At 60.8% G+C, this 19,555-nt stretch carries 21 protein-coding genes; 6 read left to right on the forward strand and 15 right to left on the reverse strand.

The window, feature by feature from the left end:
• Nucleotides 1–142: 142 nt before the first annotated feature.
• The 3 genes from C3F38_RS12875 to C3F38_RS12885 all read right to left on the reverse strand — a co-directional run bounded on the left by C3F38_RS12875 (nucleotide 143) and on the right by C3F38_RS12885 (nucleotide 2,707).
• Nucleotides 143–1,447, reverse strand: a complete 1,305-nt coding sequence (locus tag C3F38_RS12875) for an MFS transporter (protein ID WP_038877699.1) — start codon at nucleotides 1,445–1,447, stop codon at nucleotides 143–145.
• Between the two features lie 90 nt (nucleotides 1,448–1,537).
• Nucleotides 1,538–1,924, reverse strand: a complete 387-nt coding sequence (locus C3F38_RS12880) for a GFA family protein (protein ID WP_038877695.1) — start codon at nucleotides 1,922–1,924, stop codon at nucleotides 1,538–1,540.
• A gap of 84 nt (nucleotides 1,925–2,008) precedes the next feature.
• Nucleotides 2,009–2,707: a DAPG hydrolase family protein gene (locus C3F38_RS12885; RefSeq protein ID WP_038877693.1), complete on the reverse strand. Its 699-nt coding sequence runs from the start codon at nucleotides 2,705–2,707 to the stop codon at nucleotides 2,009–2,011.
• A gap of 93 nt (nucleotides 2,708–2,800) precedes the next feature.
• On the opposite strand from C3F38_RS12885, the gene C3F38_RS12890 reads away from it, so the two are divergent.
• Nucleotides 2,801–3,445, forward strand: a complete 645-nt coding sequence (locus C3F38_RS12890) for a TetR/AcrR family transcriptional regulator (RefSeq protein ID WP_038877691.1) — start codon at nucleotides 2,801–2,803, stop codon at nucleotides 3,443–3,445.
• A 46-nt stretch (nucleotides 3,446–3,491) separates the two neighbouring features.
• Here C3F38_RS12890 and pckA read toward each other — a convergent pair whose 3' ends face one another.
• Nucleotides 3,492–5,111, reverse strand: coding sequence for a phosphoenolpyruvate carboxykinase (ATP) (gene pckA, locus C3F38_RS12895; RefSeq protein ID WP_038882150.1), 1,620 nt, complete (start codon nucleotides 5,109–5,111; stop codon nucleotides 3,492–3,494).
• Between the two features lie 432 nt (nucleotides 5,112–5,543).
• Between pckA and C3F38_RS12900 the strand changes: the two genes are divergently transcribed.
• On the forward strand, nucleotides 5,544–6,887 hold the full coding sequence (locus tag C3F38_RS12900) for a 2-hydroxycarboxylate transporter family protein (RefSeq protein ID WP_038877686.1): 1,344 nt from the start codon (nucleotides 5,544–5,546) through the stop codon (nucleotides 6,885–6,887).
• A 332-nt stretch (nucleotides 6,888–7,219) separates the two neighbouring features.
• Nucleotides 7,220–8,638, forward strand: coding sequence for a serralysin family metalloprotease (locus tag C3F38_RS12910; RefSeq protein ID WP_055317161.1), 1,419 nt, complete (start codon nucleotides 7,220–7,222; stop codon nucleotides 8,636–8,638).
• Nucleotides 8,639–8,784: 146 nt separating this feature from the next.
• Here C3F38_RS12910 and C3F38_RS12915 read toward each other — a convergent pair whose 3' ends face one another.
• Nucleotides 8,785–8,994 carry a hypothetical protein gene (locus C3F38_RS12915; protein WP_004931526.1) on the reverse strand — a complete coding sequence of 70 codons (210 nt, stop codon included), beginning with the start codon at nucleotides 8,992–8,994 and terminating at the stop codon, nucleotides 8,785–8,787.
• Between the two features lie 157 nt (nucleotides 8,995–9,151).
• On the opposite strand from C3F38_RS12915, the gene C3F38_RS26405 reads away from it, so the two are divergent.
• A complete protein-coding gene (locus tag C3F38_RS26405) occupies nucleotides 9,152–9,304 on the forward strand; it encodes a hypothetical protein (protein WP_164491942.1) in 153 nt (50 codons plus the stop codon).
• 39 nt (nucleotides 9,305–9,343) lie between these two features.
• Here the strand turns inward: C3F38_RS26405 and yniD are convergent, their stop codons facing one another.
• Nucleotides 9,344–9,436 carry a small membrane protein YniD gene (yniD, locus tag C3F38_RS26595; RefSeq protein WP_016928013.1) on the reverse strand — a complete coding sequence of 31 codons (93 nt, stop codon included), beginning with the start codon at nucleotides 9,434–9,436 and terminating at the stop codon, nucleotides 9,344–9,346.
• A gap of 335 nt (nucleotides 9,437–9,771) precedes the next feature.
• Here yniD and C3F38_RS12920 point away from each other — a divergent pair, with 335 nt between their 5' ends.
• Both C3F38_RS12920 and C3F38_RS12925 read left to right on the forward strand, forming a co-directional pair.
• Nucleotides 9,772–10,164, forward strand: a complete 393-nt coding sequence (locus tag C3F38_RS12920) for an ASCH domain-containing protein (RefSeq protein ID WP_004931522.1) — start codon at nucleotides 9,772–9,774, stop codon at nucleotides 10,162–10,164.
• Between the two features lie 4 nt (nucleotides 10,165–10,168).
• Nucleotides 10,169–10,768, forward strand: a complete 600-nt coding sequence (locus C3F38_RS12925) for a C39 family peptidase (RefSeq protein ID WP_055317160.1) — start codon at nucleotides 10,169–10,171, stop codon at nucleotides 10,766–10,768.
• A 55-nt stretch (nucleotides 10,769–10,823) separates the two neighbouring features.
• Here the strand turns inward: C3F38_RS12925 and C3F38_RS12930 are convergent, their stop codons facing one another.
• From C3F38_RS12930 to rsmF, 9 genes are all read right to left on the reverse strand, one after another.
• On the reverse strand, nucleotides 10,824–11,063 hold the full coding sequence (locus C3F38_RS12930) for a DUF1480 family protein (protein WP_004931517.1): 240 nt from the start codon (nucleotides 11,061–11,063) through the stop codon (nucleotides 10,824–10,826).
• 135 nt (nucleotides 11,064–11,198) lie between these two features.
• A complete protein-coding gene (locus C3F38_RS12935) occupies nucleotides 11,199–12,131 on the reverse strand; it encodes a spore coat protein U domain-containing protein (RefSeq protein ID WP_047727697.1) in 933 nt (310 codons plus the stop codon).
• A 19-nt stretch (nucleotides 12,132–12,150) separates the two neighbouring features.
• Nucleotides 12,151–14,598 (reverse strand): fimbria/pilus outer membrane usher protein, encoded by a 2,448-nt coding sequence (locus C3F38_RS12940; RefSeq protein ID WP_369916750.1) that lies wholly within the window; start codon nucleotides 14,596–14,598, stop codon nucleotides 12,151–12,153.
• Nucleotides 14,599–14,644: 46 nt separating this feature from the next.
• Nucleotides 14,645–15,412 (reverse strand): molecular chaperone, encoded by a 768-nt coding sequence (locus C3F38_RS12945; protein WP_038877673.1) that lies wholly within the window; start codon nucleotides 15,410–15,412, stop codon nucleotides 14,645–14,647.
• Between the two features lie 21 nt (nucleotides 15,413–15,433).
• A complete protein-coding gene (locus tag C3F38_RS12950) occupies nucleotides 15,434–15,949 on the reverse strand; it encodes a spore coat U domain-containing protein (protein ID WP_047730737.1) in 516 nt (171 codons plus the stop codon).
• 20 nt (nucleotides 15,950–15,969) lie between these two features.
• Nucleotides 15,970–16,473: a spore coat U domain-containing protein gene (locus C3F38_RS12955; protein ID WP_038877669.1), complete on the reverse strand. Its 504-nt coding sequence runs from the start codon at nucleotides 16,471–16,473 to the stop codon at nucleotides 15,970–15,972.
• 2 nt (nucleotides 16,474–16,475) lie between these two features.
• Nucleotides 16,476–17,012, reverse strand: a complete 537-nt coding sequence (locus C3F38_RS12960; protein ID WP_038877667.1) for a spore coat protein U domain-containing protein — start codon at nucleotides 17,010–17,012, stop codon at nucleotides 16,476–16,478.
• A gap of 273 nt (nucleotides 17,013–17,285) precedes the next feature.
• Nucleotides 17,286–17,822, reverse strand: coding sequence for a spore coat protein U domain-containing protein (locus tag C3F38_RS12965; protein ID WP_038877665.1), 537 nt, complete (start codon nucleotides 17,820–17,822; stop codon nucleotides 17,286–17,288).
• 272 nt (nucleotides 17,823–18,094) lie between these two features.
• The gene (gene rsmF, locus C3F38_RS12970) at nucleotides 18,095–19,531 is read right to left on the reverse strand and encodes a 16S rRNA (cytosine(1407)-C(5))-methyltransferase RsmF (RefSeq protein ID WP_055317159.1); all 1,437 of its coding nucleotides are present in this window, start codon (nucleotides 19,529–19,531) and stop codon (nucleotides 18,095–18,097) included.
• Nucleotides 19,532–19,555 lie beyond the last annotated feature (24 nt).

Genomic DNA, 19,555 nt, shown 5'->3' on the forward strand with positions numbered 1-19,555 from the left:
TCTATTGTTAACGTTAACTCACAAGGGGATGAAGCTAGCAGATATCACGCGTGCGATGTTAATCACAAAAGTTAACGTTAACATTTTGGCGTTGTGATCGAGGTCACGAGTTGGCAAGGGGGGGCGATGTGCCCCCGGAGGATTAACGTTCGTTCAGCGAGCGCAGATGGTCGTCGCGGCGCAGCGTCATCAGCGCAAAGAGGCTGACCACCGAGGTGGCGACCACGTAGTAGGCGGGAATGTCGATATTACCGGTCTGTTTGATGAGGCCGGTGATAATCAGCCCGGCCGAGCCGGAAAACACCGCATTGGACAGCGAGTAAGCCAGCCCCAAGCCGGTATAACGCACCCGGGTCGGGAACATCTCCGCCAGCATCGCCGGGCCGGGGCCGGCCAGCAGGCCGACCACGGCACCGGCGATCATGACCGCCAGCCCTTTGGCCCACAGTGAACTTTGCGCATCCTGCAACAGGTGCAGCAGCGGGAAGGTGAACAGGATCACCGCCGCCACCGCCGTCAGCATCACCGTTTTACGCCCCAGTTTGTCGCTGATGATGCCCGCCGGCAGAATGGTCAGGGCGAAACCGACGTTGGCCAGCACCGTCGCCACCAGCGCCTGCTGGAAGGTGGCGTGTAATGAAGTTTGCAAATAGGAAGGCATCACCACCAGGAAGGTATAGCCGGCGGCCGACCAGCCCATCATGCGGCCGATGCCGATCAGAATGGTTTTCACCACGCCGCCCAGCTTCGCTTCCGGCGGCGCGGCGGCGTGTTCCGCCTGTTGCTGCGCCTGGGTGAACGTGGGCGTTTCCTCGAGCTTGAGCCGCAGCCACAGCGCCACGGCGCCCATCGGCAGCGCCAGCAGGAAGGGAATACGCCAGCCCCAGTCATGCAGCTGCTGCGCGCTGAGCAGCGCGGCCAGCAGCGCCACCAGCCCAGCGCCGGCCAGCAGGCCGAGCGCGACGGTCAGCGACTGCCAGGCGCCGAACAGCCCACGCTTGCCCTTCGGGGCGAACTCGGTCATCAGCGACACGGCGCCGCCGAATTCGCCGCCGGCGAACAGCCCCTGAAACATGCGCAGCAGCGTCAGCAGCAGCGGGGCGGCGACGCCGATCGAGGCATAGGTCGGCATAACGCCGATCAGCGCGGTGGCTAGCGTCATCAGCAGCAGAACCGCAATCAGCGTCGGGCGACGACCGATGCGATCGCCGATGCGGCCGAAGATCACCGCGCCGATCGGCCGACAGAAAAACGCCAGCGCGAAGGCGGCGTAGGTGAGGATCAGGCTGGTGATTTCATTTTCACCCTGCAGCGTGAAAAAATTGGCGGCGATAACGGTGGCCAGGAACCCGTACACCCCGAACTCATACCATTCGATAAAGTTGCCGACCGAGCCGGCCAGCAACGCCTGACGCGAGCGGCGCGCGTCGAGAGTCTGTTGATTCATCCCCGTTCCCATACTTTTGAATTATTGTTCGTCAGTTCTAAATTTATACGACAAAACAATCAATTGATTTCAGCGGGAACTGTGAGGCGATCAGCGCATGCCGTCTGTACGCCACCATTCGGGGCAAACATCGGCGAACGCATGTGAGGTCGGGCGCAACTCCGGCAGATTGGCCCGATCGAAGCTGCCGGTGGCCAGCGCCACCGTCGGCTCGTCGTCGATCGCCCCCAGCGTGCTGCCGCAGCGCGGGCAAAAGGCGCGGCTGGAATAGGGTGAAGAACGGTATAGGGCCGGCATGCCGCCCGGCCCGTTCCACTCGACGGCCTGACGCGGAAATTCGACCCAGCAGAGCGTCGGCGCGCCGGAGTGGCGGCGGCAAAAATCGCAGGAACAGCTGTGTGGGTTGCCTGGCAGGCCGTGCGCCTGAAAGCGAATATGCCCGCACAGGCAGCCGCCGCTATAGCAGGGATTTTCCATGATGTCTCCGTCATGAGCGCAGGGGAAAACGATGAAAATCACTATAGCAATATCGCGAAAAATTAACAGGTTCCCGCTGATGCATTACCAGAGCAACGGCGCCGGTTCGCGGCCGTTTTCGGCGTAGTACAGCGACGGCAGGAACTGCGCCAGATAGCTGAACTCGTTGTAGCAGTGGCGCATTAGGTTAAAGCCGATGTCGTCCGGCAGCTCGTCGTGGGCGTTGGCGCAGGCTTTGCCCAGCAGGAAGCGGCTGCGCAGCACGCAGCCATAGGGCGTGTCGCGCACCAGATGCAGCATCTCGCCGTCGCAGGGATCGCCGTTGTCATCCAGCGCCACCTGGTCACCGAAGCCGATGCGTGCGCAAACGGCGGCGGAGAGCGCCTGCGCGTCGCGCGCCTGGCGCAGCGGCTGCGGGGCGAAGAAGTCCTCGGCGGCGTGAAACTTGAGGCGCGCCGCGACCGGCGGCAGCTCCGCCAGCCACTCGACCGCTTCGATACTGGCGCCGACGTAGCTTTCCCCCTTTTTCCAGTGGCGATCCCAGCCGCGGTGTTCGACGTGATCGTGTGGGTGCCACCAGTTGATGTGCTGCGTGTTCTCAAAGAAGGTGAACCACCAGTCCAGCATGCGCCCCTTGCAGCCGTGCAGATCGGTACGGACCGCGACGGTTAGCAAACCGTCGGCGCTGCGACTCAGCCCCATCTCCAGCCGCAGCGGTTCAGGTTTGAGCAACTCGTTGATATCGTTAACGCCCCACGGCGCCAGCAGGGAAGGATGTGTCATAATGGGTTCCTATTTTATTTTGGAAACGAATCGTGTTTCCAAAATAAAACTATGCCGCTATGCTGAGTCTGTCAATGCTTGTGAGGAATAAATATGGCGAACCCGAATGACGAACCGCTGCGTGCTCGCGGCCGGCCGGCCACGCCGGAAACGGCACTGCGCGCCGCGTTGGCGCAGGCGACGCTGGCGCTGTTGCTCGACGGCGGCTATGCCGCGGCAACGGTGGATGCGGTGGCGAAACGCGCCGGGGTGGCTAAAAAAACCCTGTATCGCTTTGCCGCCAACCGCGACGAACTGGTGGCGCAGGTGGTAAGCGGTTGGACCGAGGCGTTTCAGCCGGCCTTCGCCCAGGATGCCGGGCAGCGGGCGGCGGTTGCGCCGCTGTTGGAAAAAGGGCTGCAGGCCATCGCGCAGCAGGTGCTGAGTGCGGAAGCGGTGGGCATGTTCCGGCTGCTGCAAAGCGAATTTCCGGGGCGCGAGGGGTTGCTGGAGAGCTACCAGCGCAACGGTATTCAGCGCGGCCGGGCGACGGTGGCGGACTGGCTGCAGCGCCAGCAGCAGTGCGGGTGGCTGCGTGAGCGCGACTGGGCGCAAACCAGCGACCTGCTGTTGGCGATGACCATCGCCGAACCGCTGCGGCAGATGACGCTGGGGCTGTTGCCGCCGGGCAGCGCGATCGACGAGCGCATCGCGGCGGCGGTGGCGCTGGTGATGCCGGGTTTGCTGGGAGAGGAGTGAAAACAAAAAAGGGCCGACGAATCGGCCCTTGAGCGGGGGAATGCCGTTACCGTTTAGGCCCGGCGTTCACCAGTTTTTCGCCCGCCGGGGTGACGGTATATTTGGCGAAGTTATCGATAAAGCGCTGCGCCAGATCCTGCGCTTTTTCCTGCCACAACGATTCGTCGGCATAGGTTTTGCGCGGATCGAGAATCGACGGATCGACGCCCGGCAGCGCGGTCGGCACGTCCAGCCCGAAGATCGGCAGCGTGAAGGTCTCGGCCTGCTCAATGTCGCCATTCAGAATGGCGTCGATGATGCCGCGCGTATCTTTGATCGAGATGCGCTTACCGCTGCCGTTCCAGCCGGTGTTGACCAGGTAAGCCTGGGCGCCGGCGGCCTCCATGCGTTTCACCAGCACTTCGGCATACTGCGTCGGGTGCAGCGTCAGGAACGCGGCGCCGAAGCAGGCGGAGAAGGTTGGCGTCGGCGCGGTGATGCCGCGCTCGGTGCCGGCCAGCTTGGCGGTGAAGCCGGACAGGAAGTGGTACTGGGTTTGCTCAGGCGTCAGGCGCGATACCGGCGGCAGTACGCCGAAGGCGTCGGCGGTCAGGAAGATGATCTTGCGCGCATGGCCGGCTTTGGACACCGGCTTGACGATGTTCTCGATGTGATAAATCGGATAGGAGACGCGGGTGTTCTCGGTCTTGCTGGCGTCGTCGAAGTCGATGCTGCCGTCGGCCAGCACGGTGACGTTTTCCAGCAGCGCATCGCGGCGGATCGCCTGATAGATTTCCGGCTCCGCCTGCGGCGACAGCTTGATGGTCTTGGCGTAGCAGCCGCCTTCGAAGTTGAACACGCCGTCGTCGTCCCAGCCGTGCTCGTCATCGCCGATCAGCTGGCGCTTCGGATCGGTGGAGAGGGTGGTTTTGCCGGTGCCGGACAGGCCGAAGAACACCGCCACGTCGCCTTGCTCGCCGACGTTGGCCGAGCAGTGCATCGAGGCGATGCCCTTCAGCGGCAGCAGGTAGTTCATGATCGAGAACAGGCCTTTCTTCATCTCGCCGCCGTACCAGGTGCCGCCGATCAGCTGCATGCGTTCCGTCAGGTTGAAGGCGACGAAGTTCTCCGAGTGCAACCCTTGCTGCTGCCAGTCCGGGTTGGTGCATTTGGCGCCGTTCATCACCACGAAGTCCGGCTCAAAGTCCGCCAGTTCGGCGTCGCTCGGGCGGATAAACATGTTTTTCACGAAGTGCGCCTGCCAGGCCACCTCGGTGATGAAGCGCACTTTCAGGCGCGTGTCGGCGTTGGCGCCGCAGAACGCGTCCACCACGAACAAACGCTTGCCGGAGAGCTGGTTGCCCACCAACGTTTTCAGATGCTGCCAGACTTCCGGGGAGAGCGGCTGGTTGTCGTTCTTGCCGGTGCCGTTGTCCGACCACCAGACGGTATCGCGCGTGGTGTCGTCGCGCACGATGTATTTGTCCTTCGGCGAACGGCCGGTGAATTCACCGGTCGCGACGTTGACCGCGCCCAGCTGGGTGAGGGTGCCGCGTTCCAGCGGCGGCAGGTCGGCGCGGGTCTCTTCGGCGAACAGTAATTCATAGCTGGGGTTATAGACGACGTCGGCGGCCTGATGAATGCCGTAGCGAGCGAGGGTTTGTGGGGTAACAGCGCGTGAAGACATATTCTACTTCCTTATGAGTCATATTATGCCTCTTTCCCGTGCGGTGCCGCGCGCAGGATTAAGGTTCGGATCAAGCTGACCGGATTCAGCTAATGCGTTTCCAGTTCTTTATTAATAAAGCAGGAGGCTTTTTCGCCCTCCTATAGCATAGCAGCGAATTTAAACCCGATTACTTTAATTACAAAATGCTGACGATAATTAATTAAAACTAACCTTGGCGGAGGGTCACAATATTGAATTCCGCCGGCGTAATTTAGTTTTGCATTTTTATTTTTTATCATATCGTCAGAGCTGTCTACTGTTTTATTTCTTATTAGAAAAAGCGAAGTCCACAATAGGATTCTTCGTAATCATTTGTTTTTACTTGGCTATGTCAGGATCGTTGCGCCAGGTGAATCTAACCGTACTGTACGCTTGTCAGCAGGGTGAATAATGAAACAGATAAATGCAGAACTGGCCTGTGATAAAAATACGGCATCGTCCGAATCCTCAGGATTAATTAATCAACTTCGTCAAATAGATATCGGTGCGGTACCGATCGCGCTGTTTATCACGATTTGCGCGATCGTGGCGATTTCCGCCTATGCCAACTTCCTGCCGAAGAATATGATCGGCGGCCTGGCGGTGATAATGACGCTGGGCTTTGCGCTGGCGCAGTTGGGAAAAAGCATTCCCGTGCTGCGCGATATCGGCGGGCCGGCCATTCTGTGTTTGATGGTGCCGTCGGTGCTGGTCTATTTCAATGTCTTCCAGCCTAACGTCATGGGCACCGTCCATTTGCTGATGAAAGACGCCAACCTGCTGTATTTCGTCATCGCCAGTCTGGTGGTCGGCAGCATTCTCGGCATGAATCGGGTGATCCTGATCCAGGGGATGATTCGCATGTTCGTGCCCTTGGTGGTCGGTACGGTGACGGCGGTGATCACCGGGCTGCTGGTGGGCAAGCTGTTCGGTTTTACCTTCTATCACACCTTCTTCTTCATCATTGTGCCGATCATCGGCGGCGGCATCGGCGAGGGGATTTTACCGCTGTCGCTGGCCTATTCGGCGATCCTGGGAGCGACGCCGGATGTCTACGTCGCGCAGCTGGCGCCGGCGGCGGTGCTGGGCAATATCTTCGCCATCGTGACCGCCGGGGTGCTGGCTCGCATCGGCATGCAGCGCAAGGCACTGAGCGGCGACGGCATGCTGATCCGTTCGGCGCAGGAGAACGCGATGTTCGCCATCAAGGAGCAAAGCGGCAACGTCGATTTCCAACTGATGGGCGGCGGTCTGCTGGTGATCTGCGCCTTCTTTATCGTCGGTGGCCTGTTCGAACACATCGTGCATATTCCCGGCCCGGTGCTGATGATCCTGTTCGCGGTGTTGTGCAAGTACTGCCGGGTGATCCCGGCCTCGATGGAAACCGGCGCGCACAGTTTCTACAAGTTCGTCTCCACGGCGCTGGTGTGGCCGCTGATGATCGGTCTGGGCATGCTGTACGTGCCGCTGGAAAGCGTGGTGGCGGTGTTCTCGGTCGGTTATGTGGTGGTCTGCGGCTCGGTGGTGCTGTCGATGGGGCTGGTCAGTTTCCTGATTGCGCCTTACCTGAAGATGTTCCCGGTGGAAGCGGCGATCGTCACCTGTTGCCACAGCGGCCTGGGTGGCACCGGTGACGTGGCGATCCTGTCGGCGTCGAACCGCATGGGGCTAATGCCGTTCGCCCAAATTGCCACGCGCATCGGCGGCGCTTCCACGGTCATCGGCGCGACGCTGCTGCTCGGTTGGTTAGTCTGAGTCCAGAATTTCTTATGGATAGCCGGGGTTGGATTGCCCCGGTTTTTTTATGCTTTTTTTCCGCTTATCGTGATAATGCTGATGATTACCTTGAAAATCATTCGTATGGCGCAAATGCATAGTCGTACTTTATCTAAGAAAATTCTGTACTCGGCGAAAATGTGTCTATTCTTTTCTCTTAAGGGATTATCGTTCTCATTCAGAGTGCCGAGGGAAGGCGCCACCGCATTACCGATATCCCCGTATTGATTCAACACCGGGCCGCTGCCGTTCAGGCAATCCGCCAGTTGGGGCATCCCCCCGATTGAATTGACGAATATGGAGATAAGGTTATGCCATCAAGCAATGCTTCCGTTAAGGCCGAAGGCGTATTAGCCCTGCTGGGCGCTTATAAACCCGATGAAGACGACACCATTACCGTGCTTCATCCGTCGAAAACGTTCGAAAACGCCGGTCTGGAGCTGGTGCGCGGCGATCGCAGTTGGCACGACAAGGGCGTGACCGACACGCCGGTCACCCTGACCTTCAGCTTCTGGGAAAAGGCGCCGGGCAACATGTCGAGCATGGGCATCAGCGGCTTCAGCAGCTTTAACGCCGAACAGCGCGAGCAGGCCAAACTGTCGTTGCAGTCATGGTCCGACGTGGCCAACATCACCTTTACCGAAACCAGCAACACCGCCGCGGCCAACATCAAATTCGGCCTGTTCGACTACAGCTCGCGCGGCTCCTATGCCTTTGCGTATAACCCGGACACCTCGCCTTCGGTTGCCGGGCAAACCTGGTATAACGCCAAGAACCATACCTTCGTCAACAATCAGATCCATGAGAACGAGTACGGTCGCCAGACCTTCACCCATGAAATCGGCCATGCGCTGGGGCTGCAACACCCGGGCGACTATAACGCCGCGCCGGGCGTCAGTATCACCTACGGCAAGGACGCGACCTATTTCGAGGACAGCCGTGCCCACAGCGTGATGAGCTATTTCAGCGAAAGCAACACCGGGCAGGACTTTAAAGGCGCTTACTCTTCCGGGCCGCTGCTCAACGACATCACGGCGATCCAGCACTTCTACGGCGCCAACATGAACACCCGCACCGGCGATACGATCTACGGCTTTAATTCCAATACCGATCGCGACTTCCTCACCGCCACCAGCGCGCAGGACAAGATTGTTTTCACCGCCTGGGATGCCGGCGGTAACGACACCTTCGACTTCTCCGGCTTTGGCCAGAATCAGCGCATCAACCTGAATGAAAAAGCGTTCTCGGACGTTGGCGGCCTGAAAGGCAACGTGTCCATCGCCGCAGGCGTAACGATTGAAAATGCCATCGGCGGATCGGGCAACGATGTGCTGGTGGGCAACGCCGGCGACAATGTGCTCAAGGGCGGTGCGGGCGATGATGTGTTGTACGGCGGCAAAGGGGCCGATCAGCTGTGGGGCGGCGCTGGCAAAGATACCTTCGTCTATTTCGCGGCGGATGAATCGACGGCGGCGGCACCGGATTGGATCCGCGACTTCGTGCGCGGTGAAGACAAGATCGATCTGACGCTGTTCAACACCGGCAGCGCGGACGGCATTCGCTTCGTCGATCAGTTCAGCGGCAAGGCGGGTGAGGCGATGTTGAGCTATGACGCGCAAAGTCACGTCAGCGACCTGGCGATCAACCTGGGCGGCGCTTTTGGCGCCAGCGATTTCCTGGTGAAAGTGGTGGGGCAGCCGCTGGATGCCGGCGATTTCGTGTTGGCGTAATGCGGGCAACAAAAATAGGGCGTTTTGGGTAAAAACCCGACAATTCCTATTAATTCCGTCATATTAGCGTGACATAGTAGCGCGCAGAAGGCCGGGCTTGCATACCTCGGGCTTCTGTCGGATCGCCAACCTTTTCGGTTGGCGATTCATTTTCCGCCTTTCAACATGTTGATGGCGGCGCCGAGCAGGATGCGCCGTTCGATATCGTTGCTGTCCGCCAGCTGCCGCGCCAGATGTTTTTCCAGCGTTTCCACCGACAGCGCTTCGCCACGATGGCGCAGCTGCATCACGCCGTCGCCGATCAGGCGTGCGACCTCATCCCATACGGGTTTAATCTCCTGTTCCGAGAACGTCATGGCCTACCTCGGCTGGTTGATTTTTGCCCAATGTAGCAGCTGAACTGCGGCTTCGCTACCGGCCACCCAAAACAGGAAGCATAAAAAACAAGCCATCAGTATTTCTTCTGGTTTTTACGCTCAATACTGGCGGTGTCGAAAAGCAGGAGAAAACATCATGAACTGGGTCGAAACCTTGGCGGAGTACTACCGCCTGAGCCGCACGGGTGAAACGCAGCATTGGCTGTGTCGCCGCTGGTTGCCACAAGGGGAAGCGCGTTTGGCCTATTTGCAGGAGCTGCTGGAGCCGACCGCGCCGCGACGGCGGTGAGCACGACGCCGGCGCTTAGGCCGGCGCCGGTTCGCGAGATTAACCGAAGGCGATCGCCGCCCAACGCAACAGCAGCAACGCCAGGCAGATCAGCAGCAGCACCACGACCATTTTACTGAGTTTGTTGCCCATGCGTTTTGTTGCCACGTTGCCTCCTTAACTGAAGTACCACCCGCCGACGAGGGTGATGAGGAAAAGCGTCACCAGGGCGACGCCGTTGAGTAAATCGCTGAAGGTATCGTCAGCATCGATGTCGTCTTGCCGCATGTTGCCGCCTGGCGGTTGCCATTGGGTGAATAATGTCCACAGTATGCGCCCGGCAGCGCGACAGGCACAGCGAAGAACGGTAAAAACTCGTAAAGGCGGCGGTGGCGGAACGCGCAGTCGCGCTTGCGACGGATGCAGACGGCCGGCAATACGTTGTACTATCCTGTCTGCATTGATGCATTTTTCCAAAAGGTATAATCATGGCGACGGCAATTCCACAGAAATACGAGCACCTTGAGCGCTGGGCGTTCGGCGATACCGAGCAGCAGGCCGATGAAGTGGTGCAATTGATCCTCAATGGCACCAAAACGGCCACCTGTTCCAACCTGGACGGCGAAGGGATCCCGCAGGCCGGCGACCTGTTCCTGGTGGTGGACGGTAAAGGTGAACCGGTCTGCGCGGTTGAACTGACCGCGGTGGAAATGAAAACGTACGATCAGGTCGATGAAGCGCACGCCTTTGCCGAAGGCGAGGGCGATCGTTCGCTGGCGCATTGGCGCAAAGAGCTGCAGCGCTTCTTCGAAGAGTATGATCTGTTCTCGCCGGACATGACGCTGGTGCTGATGAATTTCAAAGTCGTCGACAAGTTCTAAACGGATGCGCGCCGTTCCCTACGAATGCCAGTGGGCAAGCCCGGAGCTGGCCGCCGAACTGAGCGCCGGCCGCATGACGCTGGCGCAAGACGAGAATTGGGCGCGCAGCGGCGCCCGCGATCGGGCGGAGTACGTCGAGTGGGCCAACCACGTGTGCGGCATGGCCTGCCTGAAAATGGTGCTGAGCCATCGCGACGGCGAAGCGCCGCCGCTGCTGGAGCTGGCGCGGCGTAGCCTGCCTTACGGTGCCTATGTGCGCGAGGGGGAGCGGATAAAAGGGCTGATTTACGCGCCGTTCGTTGAGTACGTGCGCGAGCAGTTTGCGCTGCAAGCGGAGGTGAAGGTGGGGCTGGAGGCCGCCGAGTTATGGGCGCTGCTTAGCCAATACCGCTACTTTATCGCCTCGGTGCATCCCTCCATTCGCCGGCCCGAGAGCCTGCCGCCGCAGCGAGGCGGGCATCTGGTGTTGATCACCGCCGCCGATACGCAAAGCGTAACCTTCCACAACCCTTCGGGCGACAGCCCGGCAACGCGCGAGCGGGTACAGCTGCCGCTCAACCGCTTCACCCCTTTCTTTGCCGGCCGCGGCATCGCCATCGCATAAAAAAACGCGCTGTTTCCGATGAAAGCAGCGCGTCGTCAGCAGGCCCGGCGTATTTTCATGCCAGCCGCATCACCCAGGCGTCCGCCTGCCGATCGTAGTGCTGCTTGTACAGCAGCGACTGTTTGCCATCAAGGATCGCCGGAATGCTGGTGTGTTCATCCCAGCCGTCGAGCTGCATACACAGGTCCGGATCGGACTTGCAGGGAATGCTCAGGGTGCCGGCGCGGTCGGCGCCGGCGTGAAGATGCGCGTCATCGACCTCGAAGCTGCCAATTTTTACGACGGTTTTGCTCATGGGAACTCCTTGCTCAATGATGTGGTAGGAGGTTAGACCAGTAAGGCCATCGGTATGAGCATAGCCAAATGAGCAAAAAATGCCACATAAAAAATACATTCTGGCAACATTCTTCCTGAGCGGCTAGCGGCCACGCTAATAGGTCACGACATAGCTGACGTTATCCTGATAGGTACCGACCGGCACTTCGGTCTGCGCCGGATTGATGGCGGCGGTAAAGGGGATGCTTTGCGCCAGACCGGTGCCGGTGCCGCTTTGCGCGTTGGTGCTGCTCCACACGGTGCTGGTGTTGGGCAGGTAGATCTGATACTGCAGGAAGTTGCTGGTGCCGCTGAGCATTCGCCGCCAACCGGTGATGGGGTTGTTGCCGTTGGTAAAGTAGGAGCTGTATGACTGGGATTTGGTGCAGGTCAGGGTGATGCTCTGGTTGATCGGGTTGAATTGCCCCACCAGCGCCATGCTGCCGAAGTTGACGTTGTTGGCGGTATTGATCAGGCAGCTTTTGGTGATGACCGCGGTGACGGTCACGGTGCTGGGTTGGTTGGTGCCGTCCCACCAGATACACAGCCCTATCAGGCCCAGGCCGCAAATATGGTAGTTCCACACCAGGTTAATGGTGTCGGTATAGGTGCCGGCGCTGACGTTCGCACCCGCCACGGTTTTGACGTACACCGGAAAGTTGACGTTGGAAGAGATCAGGATCAGCGACAGCAGGTTCAGCGAGCTGTAGTCGATGGTCTGGCCGACGCTGTAGGGATATTGGTAGTTGGCATCCGGGTAGATGAGATAGGAGATTTTATCGCCGGAGCCGTTGCCGTTCAGCAGGGCCATATTGTTGGTGGTGGAGGCAATCTTGACCGTGACGGTGTTTTGCGTCAACAGATTGAGCCCCAGCCCGGTACAGTTGAGCCCGGCGGTACCCTGGGCGCTGATCTGGCCGTTGTAGACGGCGAAGGAGTTGCTGCTGGGCAGGGTCACCGTGCCGTTGGTAGTGGCGCAGTCCGCCAGCGCGCGTTGCCCGCACAGCAGCAGCAGCGCCGCCAAAAGAATTTTCACTTGCCGATACATCGTTCTTCTTCTCCGTGTGTTATTGGCAGACGAGGGGACCGACGCGCTGTAGCCCCTGCGGATTGGCCAGGCTGAAGCTGACCTGGCACGGCGCGCCGCCGTCGGCCGGGATCACGCTCAGCCGGTTGTGCTGCTGCACCGGGTCGATATAGGTCATGCCATCCCACCCGACATAGCTTTGTTGATTGCTGCCGATCACCGCCACCTGGCTGCCGTTGGCCAGCGGTTTGCCTTGCGCATCGACCAGCTCCACGTCGGCGGCGGAAAGGCGCTGGACGGGGAATTCGACCAGGTAGCCGCTGTGATCGCGAATGGCGACGGTTTTTTCTACTGACGGTAAATTGACATCCGCCGGCAGATTGAGCGGATCAATCTGGAATTTGGCGTGGTAATACGAAGTGACGGTGGGCACCAACAGGTAGCCTTTGTCGTTGGTGACGCCGATGCGCTGGTTCTCGTAGCTGACCGGAATGCCGGCGTAGCCGTTGGTCGAAACCAGGGCAAAGGCGTCGTTGATGGTGTTGGTGGCGTATACGCCGCCGTTCATCGCCACCAGCGAACCGCTGACTTCGCCCCAGCGGGTGTAATCGTTACGGTTGCCGTACAGCCCGGCGCGGGTTTCCAACAGCGAGGTGCGCCAGGTCAGGTCTGCCTGGCGGTAATCGCTGTTGCTGCCTTGACCGCCGGCGTAGGCCAGGTTCCAGCCGAAACCGCCGTCGGTCGGCGCGGCGCGGCTGTACGCGACGCGTTCGCTCCAGCGGTTGCCGGCGTCGCGGGCGGTACTGACGTTAGCGGTGCCCCAGGCATCGAACGGAATGCTGATCTGCAGCTGCGAGCTGTAGCCGTCGCCGCCGATCTCGCGGTTCGCCGAGGCGTACAGGCTGATATTGCGCCACAGCGTCAGGCTGTACGACAGGTTGACCAGGCGGGTGCGCTGGCCGATGGCGTCGCGCACGTCGAAATAACCGGCGCCCAGGCTGCCGAAGCGGCTCAGGCCGATGCTGCCGGTCAGTTGATCGGTGCGGCGGCTCAGGCGGTGGCTGCTCTTGTAGGTAGAGAGGTCGCCGAAGTCCGCGCTGCGCAGTACCCGTTGGGCATTGAGGCTGAAATATTGGTTGCTGTAGGTATAGCTCAGGCTGGTCTGATCGCCGTGGCGGCCGGTGTACTGATAAACCGGCCTGGCATCCGGTTGCTGTACCGGTTGGCCGGTGATCGGATTGTAATAAAGGGGCGTGACCGGTGGGGCGTTGAAGGCATCGCTGCCCGCCTGGCTGTAACTGTAGGAGGCGTTGAGGACCCCTAACTGCCCCAGGCGCACGCCCGCGCCGGCGCCGGTGACCGCCAGCTCAGCAGCGCCTTCCGCTCGCCCTTCGAGCGTCAACCAATCAGTGACGCCGTAACGCCCGCTGCCGCTGGCCACCCATTGGCCGTAGTCTGCGGAGCGGTAGCCGTAATTTTGACGCAGCGCCCCTGCCGACAGGCTGAAATCGCTTAGCCCGGCCTGCAGCAGCGAGCTGGCGACATAGAACGGCACCGTGGTGCTGATCTGGCGGCCGAGCGCGTCGGTGGTGACCACCGTCGCCTGGCCGGCGCCGTTGATGTAAGGCACGGTATTCAGGGTGAACGGGCCGGGGTTCACGCTGACGGAGGTATTCTTATAGCTGTTGATGTACAGATCGACGCTGCTCGGCACGGCGGCCTGGCCGGAGAACTGCGGCAGCGGATAGGTAATCAGATCCGGCCGCGTGGCGAAGTTGCGCGCCACCTGCAGGCCGCCGATGCGCACCGAACTGGTCCAGGGCAGCGAGCCGGTCGTGAGATCGCCGGCGGTATAGCTGAGCATGGTGTCGTCGTCGCTGTAGCGCCAGCTGCTGTCGTAGCGGATATAGCGATTGTTCTGCTGTGCGGCGGTCTCGCCGTTGAAGCTGCTGCGGAAAATGCCGGTGTTGGCGATAACGCCGAAGCCGTCGAACAGCCGCTGTTCGCTCCAGGCGGAAAAATAGCCCGGATTGCCGCGCCCGCCGCTCTGGCTGACGTAGGCGTCGTAATTCAGCAAGAAGCCCAGGCTGCTTTGCGCCGGCAGCCGCTGTTCCGGGTTGGCGTCGCCGAGGGTTTGCTTGGGCAGCCAGTCGTTGGGCACCGAGATCAACAGCTGCTGCGTTTCGCCGCTGTAGGTGACGTCGACCTTATCCAATTGATCGACGGCGATTTCTTTCGCTTGCTTGTCCGCCACCGGCAGGCCGGCGTCGCTCAGTTGCTGCGGCGTCAAATAGTAGTGGCCGCCGCGGTAGGTGACCGGCACCACTTTGCCGGTCTGGCGGCCGTTCACCACCGGCTCCAGATACAGCGTGGTGTCCGGCATGCTGATGGCGCTGGGCGGCGGCGGAAGGTCGTCGGCGGCGGCGTGCGGCGGCCACAGCTCCACCGCCATACAAAGTACGGCCAGGGCCAGCGGCTTGAGCTGCATGCCGCGCGTGGCCGGCGACGAGATCCGCTTCACCTGCACCTCAGGCTCAGTAAGACGGAATGGTTACGGGTTGCTTATTATCGTTGACCATCGCCTGCAGCTTGCCGGCGGCGAAACTGCCCGAAGGCGGCAGGGCAAAGCGCATCTGCGAACCCGGCAGCACATAGCCCAGCAGCCCGTTGTTGAGCGGCTTGCCCTGGATGCTGACCTGCGACAGGCGAGCGTGCACGATGCCGTCGTTGCGCACGTCGAGCCAGCGCTGGCTGTTTTGCTGCAGCAGCCGGTAGCTGAGCTTCGGCTGGTTGGCGGTGGCATAGTCGCGCGGGTGTTCGAAGTCTTGCTTGGTCCAGACGCCTTTGCCGCTGACGAACAGCGGCACCGAATAACGCATCTGGAATTTCAGCCCCATCTGCGCACCCTTGTCGGGCGCCGCGCCGTCTTTATCCTTGATTGGCACTTCGTCAACCAGTATCCGGTAAGCCCGTTCTTGCCCGGCGGCGACCGGGATCTGCTTGATCAGGCGAATCAGCTGGCGTTTGCCGGGGAGAATGGTGGCGACCGGCGGGCTGGCGACCACGTCGCTCTGGTTGCGGTAGTCGTCCTTACCGCCGGTTTGTTGCCAGCCGAGCACGCGGATCTGCATATAGACCGGTTTGCTGTCGCGGTTTTCCAGCCAAAGGGCCGTCGCCTGCTGGTTGTCTTCAATCGCCGGATCGATAGGCCAAATCAGAATGGAGGCGGCGGCGAAGGCCTGCGGTTGACCGGCTAACAGCAATCCTGCCAGCAGGGGCAGGCGGAGCAGAGTACTACGCATAATGTGATCCTTTTTAAAAGCTCAATAACTCACCGTCACTAAGACCGTATCGTTGTAGGTGCCGCTGGTGGGCAAGGTGCTGCTCGCCATTAAACTGGCGTAGATTTTTATTTCTTGCGTACTGCCGGTGGAGGAGACGGTTTGGACGGCGCCGCCGTTGCCGCCGTCGCCCCACAAAACGGCGTAGTTGGCATCCTGGTAGAGCTGGTAAACCAGCGTTTCCGAGGTCACCGAGTTCAACAGTTTTCGCCCGCCGGCGATGGAGCCGGTGACGTTATTGCCGACGTTCAATCCCAGGGTTACGCTGAGCCCGGGATTGCAGCGGATCAAAATGGAGCCGGCGCCGGCGCTGGAGACGATTTTTATCGGGCTGCTCAAGGACGCCACCTGGCCGAAGCTCATGCTGCCGAACGAGGTAACGTTGGTGACGCCGCTGCCGAGCACGCAGCCTTTGATGATCGAAGCGTTGACCGTAAAGCCCTGGCTGACGGTATCGGCACGGGCCGTCGGGGCGCCGATCAGCGCCGCCAGCAGCAGGGTGCGCAGCGTTCCGTTAATCACCAATTTATCGTCACCTGCACCGTATCCGTATAGTTGCCCGTCGCCGGCGTCGTTTGTACCGGGATCATGCCGTACACCGGCAGCCAGACGCTTTGGCCGGTGGCGGTCTGGGTGACGCCGGTGACGTTATCCCAGACGGTGGCGTAGCTGGCGCTGGTATACAGGTTGTAGTTCACGCGGGCACCCGCCGCGCTTTGCAGATAGCGCGCGGCGGTATTGCCGCTCTGTCCGCCGCTGAGCAGCACCGTGTAACTGGTGCCGTTGTTGCAGTTGATCTGCAGTGCGCCGGCGTTCGCCTGGCCGGTCACCTTTATCGCCGTATTGAGGAAATAGACCGTGCCGAAGTTAAAGGTGCCGAACGTGGTGTTGCCGCCGCTGGTGGTGCCGGCGACGCAGGACTTGACCAGGGTGGCGCTGACGCCCACCGTCGCGGTGCTGACGTCGGCGCGGCAAACGCCCGCCAACGACAGCAGCATGCAGGTGACGGCCAGGCGCGTCATGTTTACCAGGTGACGGTCATGGTGACGGTATCGCTGTACGCACCGGCCGCTGGGGTGGTGCCTGCCGCAGGTACCAGGCCGTAGACGATCAGCGGTACCGCCGAACCGGTGCCGGTGCCGGTCAGCAGGCCGGTGGTGCTGTTCCACGGTACGGCGTGGGCGCTGTCCTGGTAGAGGTTATAGCTGATATAGGCCGGTACGCTGCTGGCCATGCGCCGTTGGCTGCCGGTGGCGTTGAGGCCGTTGTCCAGCGCCACGGTATAGTTGGTGCCGGTGGTGCAGTTCAGCCCCAGCGTGCCGGTGCCGCCGCTGCCGGTGGCGCTGGCGGTGATGACGTTAGCCAGTGAGGAGTAGGTGCCGAAGCTGATGGAGCCGAAGCTGTTGGTGGTGCCGGAGCTGGTGCCGCCGGTGACCACGCAGCCGGCGCCGATGGTCAGGGTGACGCCCAGCGTGCCCTGAATGGTGCCCGCCGCGTAGGAGGTGCCAGAGGCGCACAGCAGAAGCGCTGCCGAGGTTAATGCCGCCAGAGTCTTTTTCATCGTGGTTCCTTGCCGTAGTAGAGAAGCCTGCCAAAAAGCCCGAAAAATGAGTCAAATGCATTAATCTATTTACAGATTAATTAATAGAATAAGAACGTGAGAATGTCGCGCTAAAAGATTAAAAACTTTATTTATTTTTAACCGCGATCGCAGGTTCGCTGCGGCGGCCGTGTCACGGGCATGAACACTCAGGGGGTAATGATAAGGCGGGTGGGAATATTATTACTTAATGAATAACGGAGCGCACTGACGGCGCTCCGTTGACGATGAAACTCACCAGGTGACGGTCATGGTGACGGTATCGCTGTAGACGCCCGCCGCCGGGGTCGTTCCCGCGGCAGGCACCAGGCCGTAAACGATCAGCGGTATCGCCGATCCGGTACCGGTGCCGGTCAGCGTGCCGGTGGTGCTGTTCCACGGCAGGGCGTGGGCGCTGTCCTGATAAAGGTTGTAGCTGATGTAGGCCGGCACGCTGCTGGCCATGCGCCGCTGGCTGCCGGAGGCGTTGAGGCCGTTGTCCAGCGCTACGGTATAGTTGGTGCCGGTGGTGCAGTTCAGCCCCAGCGTGCCGGTACCGCCGCTGCCGGTGGCGCTGGCGGTGATGACGTTGGCCAGCGAGGAGTAAGTCCCGAAGCTGATCGAACCAAAGTCGTTGGTGGTGCCGGAACTGTTGCCGCCGGTGACCACACAGCCGGCGCCGATGGTGATCGTTACGCCCAGCGTGCCCTGAATGGTGCCCGCTGCGTTGGCTGTGCCACTGATGCACAGCAGAGGTGCTACCGAGGTCAAAACCATCAGAGTTTTATTCATCATGATTCCTTGCCGTGTCAGAGAAAGCCCGCAAAAACGCCACCCAGAGCTGAGTTGAACGCATTAATTTACTTACATTTAAATTAATAGGATAAGAACGCGAAATTGTCTTGATCAAAGGCTAAAAACTTTTTTCTTTTCCGGCGGGGATATACGGACGGGGAGGCGGAATAGTGCAACTTGGAAATGATTAGAATAATAACGAATGACGATAGGAATATTATTAGCGTTATTTTGGCGCCGGGGGATGCGGTTCCCCGGCACCGGATCGATTACAGGTGAAAATCCAGCGCGCCGTCGCGCACCAGCTCGCGCGGCAGGTTGTTCTTGATGCGGCTGCCGATGCGCTTGGCGATGCCCAGCGGCTGGCCCTGGTAGGTGACGATGCATTCATCGCCGGCCGGCGGCTGCTCCGGGTAGAGATCGCGGCCGTGATACCACTCCTGCGCCAGCGCGGCGTCCAGTTCGAAATGCGGTTTGCCGCCGGTGCCGGCCAGCGCGATCGCCGCCTCGTGCTGCCAGCGGAAACCTTTCGGGAATCGTTCCGCCAGCTTGAGGCCGATACGCGAGAAGCGCACTTTACCGAACAGCGGTTCCAGCTCGGCCGGGAACAGCCAGAGCTCTTTGTCGCGCTCCCACAGCCGGCTGTCATCGCCCCAGGTTAAGCCGGATGCGGCGGCGGCTTGGGCGACCAGCGCCGCCTCTTTGCCGGACAGCGGGCTGAACGGGAATTTACCCACCTTGTAGGTCGGCTTCGCCAACGGCACCACGGCGCGCTGTTTGCGCAAGCGGGCGACGAAAAAGCCTTCGCTGTCGTAAATCTGCGGGAAGACGTGCAGGAAGCCTTCGGCGGTCAGCGCCTTGTCGGCGCCGGGGAACAGCGCACCCAGCGGCTCGACGCTGACCGCGTCGCCGTAGGTGTCCAGCAGCCAGCGCACCACCTGCTGGTTTTCCTGCGCATTGAGCGTGCAGGTGGAGTAAACCATCACGCCGCCCGGCGCCAGCGCATGAAACGCGCTGTCGATCAGTTCGCGTTGGGTGGCGGCGATCTCGGCCACGCTCTGTGGCGACCAGTTGCTCATGGCGTCCGGATCCTTGCGCACCACGCCTTCGCCTGAGCAGGGGGCATCGAGCAGAATGGCGTCGAAGCTCTCCGGCAGCGCGGCGCCGAACACCCGGCCGTCGAAGTGGGTCAGCGCGGCGTTCTTCACGCCGCAGCGGCTGATATTGGCGTGCAGCACTTTTACCCGGCTGGCGGAGTATTCGTTGGCGACGATGCCGCCCTGATTGCCCATCAACGCGGCGATTTGGGTGGTTTTGGAGCCTGGTGCCGCCGCCACGTCCAGCACCCGATTAGGCGCTGCGCCGCCCGAGAACAGCGCGCTGACCGGCAGCATTGAACTGGCCTCCTGAATGTAGAACAGGCCGCTCAGGTGTTCGGCGGCGCTGCCCAGACGCAGTTCTTCATCGTCGCGCTCGATCCAGAACCCTTCCGCGCACCAGGGGATGGGCTCCAGTCGCCAGTCGTAATCCTGCACCAGCGCCAGGAAGTCGGCGACGCTGATTTTCAGCGTGTTGACGCGCAGGCTGCGGCGCAGCGGGCGCTGGCAGGCGGCGATAAAATCTTCCATCGCCAGCTCGGCGGGCATGATGGCGCGGGTGGCATCAAGGAAAGCGGGGGGCAGAAAAACGGCGGTGGATTTGGCCACGGGGCGAACTCTCAGGGTGCAATA

This window comes from Serratia sp. SSNIH1, assembly GCF_002935055.1.
In the GTDB taxonomy this organism is placed as follows: Bacteria; Pseudomonadota; Gammaproteobacteria; order Enterobacterales; family Enterobacteriaceae; genus Serratia; species Serratia nevei.